Raw genomic sequence first — 12,989 nt, 5'->3', positions numbered from 1 at the left:
CGTCAATCCCAGTGCATCACCAAAATCCTCCACTGAGAGCACCAACGGATAGTTCGTTCGCTCTTGCCCGCCCAGAAATTCAATACCGCTGATGATTTCATCCGTGGCTATCGGCGACGTACTATGCCGGTAGTTCAATAAGGCGCTAAAGAGCGGAATTTCATTTTGTACCCCACTGCAACGTTGAGCCAACGCCAGTGACGCATGTTCATGCTCCAGCAATCCGGCCAACCGGGTATGGGCTAACCGCACACTCTCCTGTACCGAGGTATCATCTATATCCAGCCGCAACGGCAGAGTGTTGACAAACAATCCCATGCCGCTGTCAGCCCCTTCCCCGGCCTGCATCCGCCCAAACAGTACGGTGCCAAATACCACTTTCGCCTGTCCACTGGTACGCGACAACACCTGTGCCCAGGCCAGATGACACAACGCAGCCAAACTGACGCCCAGACGCCGGGCCTGGTTACGCAAGCGGTCATTCAGCTCAGGCGTCAACATCCGGTGCGACTCCGCCATTTGTGAACCATCCCGATGGACTTCCGTCAACCCGAACGGTAGAGTCGGTTCATCCACTTCAGCCAACATGTCAGTAAAGAAACGGGTATGCTCGGCCTGACTCACCCCCAACCGGGCTTGCGCCACCAAATTGCGGAAAGGGACTGGCGCGGGCAGACTATCTTCCTGTCCGGCAAGATAAGCCTGAACTTCACGGTTCATCACTTCCAGCGTCGTATGGTCGCCAATCAAATGATGCAACAATTGTAATACGCTCCAGCGGCCATCCTCCTCCTGAGCCACTACAAAATGCAGCAAAGGTGCTCGTTGCAGATCAATACGATATCGACGCGGATCAAAACGTTGAGCTAACTGGTCACGGACTAGCCCATCAATCGGGTTCAATGTCAGTTCGGTGACTAACAATGAAGCCTGACGCCAGACCACCTGAACCGGCGTGGACAATCCTTGCCAGATAAAAACTGTACGCAGAATGTCATGACGGTTAATCACCTGTTGCACTGCCACCAAATAGCCATCCAACAGGGCTCGGTCAGCAAAGACCATCTGACCAGCCAGCAAATACGGGTCGCCTTTATTCGCCAGCAAATGGTGGAACAGAATGCCATCCTGCAACGGTGACAGGGCATAGATATCCTGAATATTAGCCACTCCACCCGGCACTTGTTCCACGATATGGTCAATCTCAAGTTGGGTCAGCTCAATCAACGGCAACATCGCTGGTATAAGTTCCGTAGTCTCCGGGGTAATGACATTCGCCGGTACCACCACTGCCTGTGATTGCCCTACTGTTTGGGCAAATTCAGATAACACTGGAGATTGGAATAAATCCCGTACCGCCAGGGTTAACCCTACATTACGCAGACGTTCAACCATCCGTACCGCCAGCAACGAATGACCGCCCAGAGCAAAGAAACTGTCATGCCGACTGACCTGTTCAATGCCCAACAACTCGCACCAGATAGCGGCTAGCAGCGTTTCTGTCTCCCCTTGCGGCGCGGCATAAACCTGACGGGCAAAGGCATCTCCCCCCGGTGCCGGTAGCGCCCGGCGATCCAGTTTACCGTTCGGTGTCAACGGGAAGGTATCCAAACGCACAAAAGCGGCCGGTACCATATAATCCGGTAAAATCCCACTCAGATGAGTACGTAGATGATTAACCAACGCCTCATCTGCTTCTGCCACCACATAAGCCACCAACCGTTTATCCTGACCGTCACCCAAAGCCAGCACCAGCGCTTCACTCACCGCTGGGTGTTCCAGCAATCGAGCTTCGATTTCCCCCGGCTCAATACGGAAACCACGGATTTTCACCTGCTGGTCATTACGGCCCAGGAATTCCAGATTGCCATCCGGCAGGTAGCGGGCCAAATCCCCGGTCCGGTACATCCGGGCATCGGATTCACCACTAAACGGATCGGCCAGAAAACGTTCCGCCGTCAAGTCAGGCCGGTTGAGATAACCTCGCGCTACCCCGACACCGCCAATATAGAGCTCACCGACTGAGCCTAACGGTACCGGCTGACCGTCAGTATTCAGCAAATAAACCCGCGTATTAGCTGTCGGACGCCCAATAGCAATGACACCCTCAGTGTAGTCTGACGGACAACGCCAGGTAGCTGCACACACCGTGATTTCCGTTGGACCATACGCATTAAACACCGTTGCTCGACGACTCAGTGCTTGAAGCAGCGTTGCGCTGGGCGCTTCACCACCGAGTATCAACGTCAGTCTTATTGTCATCTCCGGCACATCGGTCCCCTCCCGAAGTAGGGCCGGGGTCAGGCAAGCATGGGTTATCGCCTGTTCTTCCAGATAATGCCAGAGATAGCGGGGGTCCTGACGAACCGTATCGGCAGGGATAGACAAAATAGCCCCACTACACAACGCCATCATGGTTTCCCAAACACCAGCATCAAAACCAAATGAGGCAAACTGCAACATTCGGCTACCCGGATGAATATCAAACTGAACAATTTTTTCTTGAATCAGGTTAACCAAACCACGATGTTCGACCATCACCCCTTTGGGTATACCGGTCGAACCGGAGGTATAAATCACATACGCCAGATGTTGTGGAGTCAATACCGATATCTGCGGGTTGCTATCTGGCTGGTCAGGCAATGAATTTGGGTCCAGTACAGTCAGACCTACCAGTACCTTTTCGCCTAACGCGGTACGTCCAGCATCATCCGCCAGCACAATAACCGGCGCAGCATCGGTTAAAATATGAACCAGACGTTCCCCAGGATAGGACGGGTCTAGGGGTACATAAGCACCACCCGCTTTCAGTACTGCCAGCAGCCCCACTATCCGCGCTGGCGAACTCGCGGCACAGATTGCCACCCGCTGATCCGGTACCGTTCCTAACGTAATCAGTTGATGCGCCAGCCGATTAGCACGGGCATTTAATTCGGCATAACTGAGGACTTGCCCTGTATACATCAGTGCCGTGGCATCCGGGGTTCTCTCTGCCTGTTGCTCAAACAGCCGATGAATACAACAGTGAGCAGAATACGGCATTTCAGTTGCATTCCAGGTTTCCAATAACAGCTTGCGCTCCGCCACGGTCAGGATATTAATTTCCCCGACCGACTGTTGAGGATTAGCTGCCATCTCTCGCAGTACGGTATGGAGATAGCCCACCTGCCGCTCAATGGTAGCTTGATCAAATAGCGCGGTGGCATAATTCAGATAACCGACAATCTGGCCTTCCACCTCAAACAAATTCAGCTCAAGATCAAACTTAACCACATCAAAAGCTTGCTCAACCGGTGAAACCGCCACTCCCGGCAGTTGCCATTCCGTGTTCTCATTGTTCTGCCAGGCAAACATCACCTGGAACAACGGGGTGTGCGCCAGTTGGCGCGGCGGTTGCACGATTTCCACCACCTGTTCAAATGGCAGGTCCTGATGTTCCTGTGCCGCCAGCGCAGTTTGTCGTACACGTGCCAGCAATTCCGCCACATTTGGCGCACCGGATAAATCCATCCGCAACGCCAGCGTATTCACAAAGAAGCCAATCAGGGATTCCACTTCCTGACGCCCGCGACCAGCACTTGGCGTACCGATAACCAGATCTTCCTGACCTGACAGGCGTGACAGCACTGTTGCCCAGGCAGCTAACACAGTCATAAATAACGTGACGCCCTGTTGCTCACTCAGGCGTTTAAGAGATTGGGTTAACTCGGTATCCAGACTGACGGGCAATAAAGCCCCGGCAAATGACTGCTGAGGCGGACGAGGACGGTCAGTAGGTAAATCCAGCAGAACCGGTGCATCAATCAGTCTCGCACGCCAATAATCAGATTGAGATTGTATGCGTTCAGCCGACAACCATTGACGTTGCCAGGCGGCATAATCAGGATACTGAATCATCAACGGTGGCAACGGATCTGACTGCCCCGCCAGAAACGCGGTATAAAGAGTGCTCAATTCACGCATCAATACACTGACAGACCAACCATCAAAAACAATATGATGCAGGGTCAGCAAGAAAACGTGATTATCATCAGCCAGTTGTACCAGACTGGCACGAATTAATGGGCCACAGGCAAGATCAAATAGTGTTTCAACTTCCTGAGCAGAGAGGGACGCAAGCTGCGCATCCACATCAGGCGTGTCACGCAGATCATATTTTCTCATCGGCAAGCCTGATGCCGCTGGCAACAACTCCACCTGCGGTTGACCATCGACAGCAACAAAGACAGAGCGCAACGCTTCATGGCGGGCAAACAGTGTATCAAGCGCCTGTTGCCAGGCGGCGATATCCAGCCGACCATGTAGACGTAAGGCCAGCGGAATATGATAAGTCTCACTCACCCCGTCAAACTGGGTCAAGAACCACAGACGCTGTTGCGCAAATGACAACGGCAATTGGCTCTCACGAGATAACGGAACGATAGCGGGTAATATCCTGTCCGATTCACCAAACTGGGCGCTTATCGCTTCAGCAAAAGTGGTTAAAACAGGGAATGTAAACAACGTGGACAATGGCAATTCAATCCCCAATGCCGCTATCCGGTTCATCATTCGTACTGCCAACAACGAATGGCCGCCTAAAGCGAAAAAGTTGTCATATCGACTAATCCGCTCGACACCCAGTAATTCACGCCAGATAGTCGCCAATGTGGTTTCTATCTCCCCTGACGGCACAGCGTAAATCTGCCGGGCAAAATCTTCCTCCCCTGGGGCTGGTAATGCCCGCCGATCTAGTTTTCCATTTGGCGTCAGCGGGAAGGTATCCAGACGTACAAAAGCGGCCGGCACCATATAATCCGGTAAAATCGAACTTAAGTGAGTACGCAGACAATTGACCAATCCCTCATCCACTTCTGCCACCACATAAGCTACCAGCCGTTTATCCTGACCGTCATCCATCACCAGCACAACCGCTTTATGCACTGCTGGGTGTTCCAGCAATCGGGCTTCGATTTCCCCCAGTTCAATGCGGAAACCACGGATTTTCACCTGCTGGTCGTTACGACCCAGAAATTCCAGATTACCGTCCGGCAGGTAACGGGCTAAATCCCCGGTGCGGTACATCCGAGCATCTGGAATATGACTAAACGGGTCTGCCAGGAAACGTTCAGCCGTCAATTCAGAACGATTAAGATAGCCACAAGCAACGCCATCTCCACCGATATAAATCTCACCGGTTGCTCCCTGCGGCACCGGCTGACCATAAGCATCCAACAGATAAACCCGTGTATTAGCTATCGGTCGACCAATGGGGACTCTCGCCACTTCTGGCGATAATGCCGTGATTCGGTAGGTGGTGGTAAAGGTAGTGCCCTCACTTGGTCCATAACCATTCAATAACTGTTGCGGTGGATTATCACGCAGAACTTGCCTAATCACATGTGGATCCAGCACATCGCCGCCGACAATGAGGATTTTGAGCTGCGGGAGAGCCGGGGACAACTCTGCCGCCAGACGGTTAAATAGCCCGACACTTAGCCACAGCACGGTAATGCGATAAGTCTGTAATGCCTGAACAAATTCTTTAGGCATTAGCAACGTGGCGTGATCAATCACCACCAGTGCGCCACCATTGAGCAACGGCGACCAAACTTCAAAGGTACTGGCATCGAAAGCCGGGTTAGCTTCAAACGCTACCCGATCATCCGGCCCGATTTCGGCGTACCCATTATTAATCACCAGCCGAACCACTGCCCGATGCGGTACCATCACTCCTTTAGGCGTGCCCGTTGAGCCGGAGGTATACATGATATAGGCCAGTTCAGTACTGGAACGTGGCAAGTCAGGATTGCGGTTATCTTCCTGCCTGATAGCATCCATCTCATCGGCCAGACAAAACCGGGGGATCGCCAAATCAATCGGGATATCGGTAAGCAATAACTTAGCTGAACAGTCGCTTATCAGCCAATGCTTCCGCTCATCCGGTACCTGGGGATCAATCGGCACATAAACGGCCCCGGCTTTGAGGATAGCCAATTGAGCCACTACCAGCTCAACAGAACGCTCTAACAGCACAGCAACCCGGTTATCCGGCTGAACCCCTTGCCCAGTTAACCAATGGGATAGTTGGTTGGCACGAGAATTTAATTCGGCATAGTTAAGAATGTGCTCTCCATACACCAATGCTATCGCATCAGGAGTGTTTTCTGCCTGTTGTTCAAACAGCCGGTGAATACAACTCTGGTCAGGATATGGTGCCTGAGTCGCGTTCCAGGTTGCCAATAACAGTTTCTTCTCTGCTTCTGGCAAGATATTCAGTGCCCGTACCGGTGTCTCCGGCCGTTGCTCAAGCGCCTCTGCCAGACTTTCCAACGCCTGTTGCATATAACCGCACACGCGTTTCGGATCAATCGATTGAACAATTTGCGCCGTCAGCCCCAGTGCGTGACCAAAATCCTCCACCGACAAGACAAACGGATAGTTAGTTCGCTCTTGTCCGCTAAGGAATTCAATACCGCCGATGGTTGCATCCGTGGTAACCGGATGCGCACTATGCCGGTAGTTTAGTAATGCGCTAAAGAGGGGCGTTTCCCCCGGCACCTCACTGCAACGTTGGGCCAGCGCCAGTGAGGCATGTTCATGCTCCAGCAATTCAGCTAACCGAGTATGGGCTATTCGTACACTGTCTCGCAACGGGGTATCATCTATATCCAGTCGCAACGGCAAGGTATTGGTAAACAGCCCCATTCCATTGTCAGCCCCTTGCCCTGCCTGCATCCGTCCAAACAGCACGGTGCCGAATACCACTCTTACCTGTCCGCTGGTACGCGACAAAACCTGTGCCCAGGCCAGATGGCATAAAGTTGCTAAACTAACACCCAGACGCCGGGCCTGACTACGTAGACGATCATTCAGTTCAGGCGTTAACATCTGGTACGATTCCATCACCTGTGAACCATCCCGATGGACTTCCGTCAACCCGAACGGCAGCGTCGGTTCATCCACTTCAGACAACATGTCAGTAAAGAAGCGGGTATGTTCGACCTGACTCACCCCCAACCGGACTTGAGCCACCAGATTGCGGAAAGGGACCGGCGCAGGCAAGTTTTCTTCCTGTCCGGCAAGATAAGCCTGAATCTCGCCATGCATCACTTCCATTGTGGTATGGTCGCCAATCAGATGATGCTGCAATTGCAGTACGCTCCAACGGCCATCGTCCTCCTGCGCCACTGCAAAGTGCAACAGTGGTGCTCTTTGCAGATCAATACGATAGCGACGCGGATCAAAATGTTGAGCTAACTGGTCACAGGCCGATCCATCAACCGGGTCTAGTGTCAGTTCAGTGACTGATAATTGAGCCTGACGCCAAACTACCTGAACCGGCGCGGATAATCCTTGCCAGAGAAAAGCGGTACGCAAAATATCGTGGCGATTAACCACTTGTTGTACTGCCGCCAAATAGTTGTCCAATAAGGCGCGGTTAGCAAAAACTATCTGACCAGCCAGTAGATACGGATCGCCTTTATTCGCCAATAAATGGTGGAACAGAATACCGTCCTGCAACGGTGATAAACCATAGATATCCTGAATATTGGCAACCCCACCCGGTACTTGTGCAACGATATAGTCAATTTCAGGTTGAGTCAGATCAGCCAACGGCAACATATCAGGTGTGAGTGCCGTGGTCGCTGGGGTAATGACATTCGTCGGCACCACCACCGCCGGTGATTGCCCTACTGTTTGGGCAAATGCCGATAACACCGGGGATTGGAATAAATCACGCACTGCCAGCGTTAACCCCGCATTACGCAAACGTTCAATCATCCGAACCGCCAACAGCGAATGTCCTCCCAATGCAAAGAAGCTGTCATACCGACTCACCTGTTCAATACCCAACAACTCGCTCCAAATAGTGGCTAGCAGAGTTTCTGTTTCCCCTCGTGGTGCCGCATAAACTTGACGGGCAAAGGCATCTTCTCCCGGTGCCGGTAGCGCCCGGCGATCTAGTTTGCCGTTCAGTGTTAACGGGAAGGCATCCATACAAACAAAAGCGGCTGGCACCATATAATCCGGTAAAATCGCACTTAAGTGAGTACGCAGACGATTAATTAACTCCTCATCCACTTCGGCCACCACATAAGCCACCAGCCGTTTGTCCTGACCGTCGCCGAGCGCCAGCACAACCGCTTCACTCACCGCCGGGTGTTCTATCAGCCGGGCTTCGATTTCCCCCGGCTCAATGCGGAAACCACGGATTTTCACCTGTTGGTCATTTCGGCCCAGGAACTCCAGATTGCCATCCGGCAGGTAACGAGCCAAATCCCCGGTGCGGTACATCCGGGCATCTGGAATATGACTAAACGGGTCTGCCAGGAAACGTTCCGCTGTCAGCTCAGAACGATTGAGATAACCCCGTGCCACACCAGCCCCGCCAATATATAACTCACCCACAGCGCCTAACGGTACTGGCTGACCATACTTATCCAGCAGATAGAGGGTTAAGTCCGGGATACGCGTGCCAATAGGGCTCGTTGTCTGTTCTGCATCATGGCGAGTCAGAGCCCGGTAAGTGACGTGAACCGTGGTCTCGGTGATACCGTACATATTCACCAACTGAGGCAACGTCTCCTCACGCAGGGCATACCACGGCTTCAAAATACTCGGATCGAGGGCTTCCCCGCCAAAGATGATATAGCGCAAGCAGTCCGGTAACGGATTGGCGACATAACTGGCAATAAAGGCTTTGAAGGCACTGGGGGTTTGATTCAACACCGTGATACCGTGCTGACACACGAATTGATGCAGCTCTTGAGGTGAACGGGCAATCGCGTGCGGAACCAACACCAGTTTAGCGCCGTAGCGTAACGCTCCCCATAATTCCCATACCGAGAAGTCAAACGCTATGGAATGGAACAGGCACCAAATATCTTGCCGATTAAAGCGATACCAGGATTCAGTCGCATCAAACAAACGCTGAATATTACGATGTTCCACCATCACCCCTTTCGGCGTGCCGGTCGAGCCCGAGGTGTAAATGACATACGCCAGATGTTGTGCCGTCAATGCCGGCACCTGCGGGTTACTGTCCGGTTGATCAGGCAGGCTATTCGGGTCAAATACCGTCAGCCCTGCCAGCGCGTCCTCTCCCAGCGCCTCACACCCGACTTTATCCGCCAGCAAAATAGCAGGGGCAGCATCAGTCAGGATATGTGCCAGGCGCTCACCGGTATAGACCGGATCCAGCGGCACATAGGCGCCACCGGCTTTCAGCACCGCTAATACCCCCACCACCATCGCCGGTGAACGTGACACGCAAACCGCCACCCGTTGGTCCGGCGTAACGCCCAACGCTATCAGTTGATGCGCCAGACGGTTGGCGCGGGCATTGAGCTCAGCATAGCTGAGACTCTGTTCTTCATATACCAGTGCTGTGGCATCCGGGCTTTTCTCTGCCCATTGTTCAAACAGTCGATGAATACAATCGTGATCTGGATACGACGTTTCGGTTGCATTCCAGGTTTCCAGCAACAGCTTTTTCTCCGCTGTCGGTAAGATATTCAGTGCTCGTACCGGTGTTTCCGGACGCTGTTCAAGAGCCTCCGCCAGACTTTCCAGCGCCTGTTGCATATAACCACATATCCGCTCCGGATCAATCGGTTGAACAATTTGCGCCGTCAATCCCAAAGCATGACCAACATCCTCTACGGACAAGACAAACGGATAGTTAGTGCGTTCTTGTCCGCCCAAGAATTCAATACCGCTGATGATTGTATCCGTAGTAACCGACTGCGCACTATGTCGGTAGTTCAGCAAAGCACTAAAGAGGGGCGCTTCCCCCGGTATTCCACTGCAACGTTGAGCCAACGCCAGTGAGGCATGCTCATGCTCCAGCAATCCAGCTAACCGGGCATGCGCTGCCCGTACACTGTCCTGCACCGAGGTATCATCCATATCCAGTCGCAACGGCAAGGTATTGATAAACAGCCCCATGCCGCTGTCACCTCCGTGCCCTACCTGCATTCGCCCAAACAGCACGGTGCCGAACACCACTTTCTCCTGCCCACTGGTACGTGACAACACCTGTGCCCAAGCCAGATGGCACAAAGTCGCCAAACTGACCCCCAGACGTCGTGCCTGACTGCGCAGACGATCATTTAACATAGCGGGTAACATCCGGTGCGATTCCGTCACCTGCGAACCATCCCGATGTACCTCCGTGAACCCAAATGGTAGTGTTGGTTCATCCACCTCAACCAACATGTCAGTAAAGAAACGGGTATGTTCGGCCTGACTCATTCCCAGACGAACTTGAGCCACCAAATTGCGGAAAGGGACCGGCACAGGCAAGTTCTCTTCCAGTCCGGCAAGATAAGCCTGAACCTCGCCATGCATCACTTCCATTGCAGTATGATCACCAATCAGGTGATGCAGCAATTGCAGTACGCGCCAATGACCATCCTCTTCCTGTGCTACCACAAAGTGCAACAATGGAGCTCGTTGCAGATCAATACGATAGCGACGTGGATCAAAGTGTTGAGCTAGCTGGTCATGGATCGGCCCATCAACCGGGTCCAATGTCAGTTCAATGATTGACAATTGAGCCTGACGCCAAACCACTTGAGCAGGCGCTGATAACCCTTGCCAAACAAAGGCGGTACGTAGAATATCGTGGCGATTAACTACCTGTTGCACCGCCGCCAGATAACGATCCAACAATGAACGATCAGCAAAGACCATTTGGCTGACCAATAGATACGGGTCACCTTCATTCGCCAGCAGATGGTGGAACAGAATACCGTCCTGCAACGGTGACAAGGCATAGATATCCTGAATATTAGCCACCCCACCCGGCACTTGTTCCACGATATGGTCAATTTCAGGTTGGGTCAGCTCAATCAGCGGCAACATCTCAGGTGTAAGTACCGTGGTCGCCGGGGTAATCACATTCGTCGGCACCACCACCGCCGGTGATTGCCCTACTGTTTGGGCAAATGCCGATAACACCGGGAATTGAAACAGGTCACGCACCGCCAGCGTTAGTCCAACATGGCGCAGACGTTCAATCATCCGCACCGCAAGCAGAGAATGGCCGCCTAGGGCAAAGAAACTGTCGTGCCGACTGATCTGTTCAATACCTAACAATTCGCTCCAGATAGCAGCCAATAGGGTTTCTGTTTCTCCCTGCGGTGCTTCATAAACCTGTCGGGCAAACGCTTCCTCCCCCGGCACCGGTAATGCCCGACGATCCAATTTGCCGTTTGGCGTCAACGGGAAAGTATCCAGACGTACAAAGGCCGTCGGTACCATATAATCCGGTAAAATGGTACTCAGATAGGTATGCAGACGGTTAACTAACTCCTCGTCCGCTTCTGTTACCACATAAGCCGCCAACCGTTTGTCCTGACCGTCGCCCAGTACTTGCACAACCGCTTCATGCACTGCCGGGTGCTCCAGCAATCGGGCTTCTATTTCCCCTAGTTCAATACGGAAACCACGGATTTTCACCTGCTGGTCATTACGTCCCAAGAAATCCAGATTGCCGTCTGGCAGGTAACGGGCCAAATCCCCGCTCCGATACAGGCGGTCATCCGGCTTATCACTAAACGGATCTGGCAGAAAACGTTCCGCGGTCAATTCAGGACGATTGAGATAGCCACAGGCAACCCCATCTCCACCGATATAAATCTCACCGATTACTCCCTGCGGCACTAACTGACCATAGGTATCCAACAGATAAACCCGTGTATTAGCTATTGGTCGACCAATGGGGATACGAGTCACTTCTGGCGATAATTCTGTGATACGGTAGGTGGTGGTAAAGGTGGCGCCCTCACTTGGTCCATAGCCATTTAATAACTGTTGCGGCGGGCTATTACGTAAAACCTGCGCCATCACATGGGGATCAAGGACATCACCGCCAACAATCAGAATCTTGATTTGTGGCAACACCGGAGACAATTCTGCCGCCAGCCGGTTAAACAGCCCGACACTCAGCCACAGCACCGTAATACAATAAGTCTGTAATGCCTGAACGAATTCTTTAGGCGTCAGCAATGTGGTGTGATCAATCACCACCAGCGTACCGCCATTGAGCAATGGCGCCCAGACTTCAAAGGTGCTGGCATCAAAAGCCGGGTTGGCCTCAAACGCCACCCGATCATCCGGCCCGATTTCAGCGTACCCATTATTGATGACCAGTCTAACCACAGCGCGGTGTGGCACCATTACCCCTTTTGGCGTGCCAGTCGAGCCGGAAGTGTACATAATATAAGCTAGCTCGGTACTGGACCTAGGCAAGTCAAGATTAAGGTAATCCTCCTCCCTGATAATACCCATCTCATCAGCAAGGCAATACGTGGGAATAGCTAGATCAATCGGGATATCAGTGAGCAATAATTTGGCTGAACAATCGCTTATCAGCCAGTTTTTCCGCTCATCTGGCACACGGGGATCGATTGGCACATACACGGCTCCGGCTTTGAGAATTGCCAATTGAGCCACAACCAGCTCAATAGATCGTTCTAACAGCACCACAATCCGATCATCCAACTGTACCCCTCGCTTAATTAACTGGCGGGCCAGTCGGTTGGCACGAGCATTTAATTCGGTATAACTGAGAATGTGCTCTTCATACACCAGCGCTACTGCATCAGGGGTTTTCTCCGCCTGCTGTTCAAACAACCGATGAATGCATGTCTGGTCAGGATATCGCGTCTGGGTTGCATTCCAGGTTTCCAGTAACAGCTTGCGCTCCGCCACGGTCAGGATATCGATTTTCCCAACTGGCTGTTGAGGGTTAGCCGCCATCTCCCGTAGTACGGTATGGAGATAACCCACCTGCCGCTCAATGGTCAGTTGATCAAACAGCGCGATGGAATAATTCAGATAACCGACAATTCGTCCATCCACCTCAGACAGGCTCAATTCAAGATCAAACTTAGCGATATCAATAGGTTGATCGGCAGGTGAAACCGTCAGTCCCGGCATCCGCCATTCCATGCCTTCATTGTTTTGCCAGGCAAACATCACCTGGAACAGCGGAGTGTGTG

Annotated in this window: 1 protein-coding gene (only partly in view); it reads right to left on the bottom strand. The window is 52.6% G+C overall.

All 12,989 nt of this window come from inside a single coding sequence — locus EAE93_RS07590, non-ribosomal peptide synthase/polyketide synthase, on the bottom strand. Of the gene's 49,116 coding nucleotides, 20,563 precede the window and 15,564 follow it; the stretch shown corresponds to coding positions 20,564-33,552 — codons 6,855 (partial) to 11,184 (complete); the first complete codon in reading order (the gene reads right to left) occupies window positions 12,985-12,987. Both codon boundaries (start and stop) fall beyond the window edges.

Origin of the sequence: Photorhabdus akhurstii (genome assembly GCF_018448925.1) — a bacterium.
GTDB classification, from domain to species: domain Bacteria; phylum Pseudomonadota; class Gammaproteobacteria; order Enterobacterales; family Enterobacteriaceae; genus Photorhabdus; species Photorhabdus akhurstii.
The sequence above is the reverse complement of the archived record's forward strand: the minus strand, read 5'-3'. Positions and strand labels throughout refer to the sequence as shown.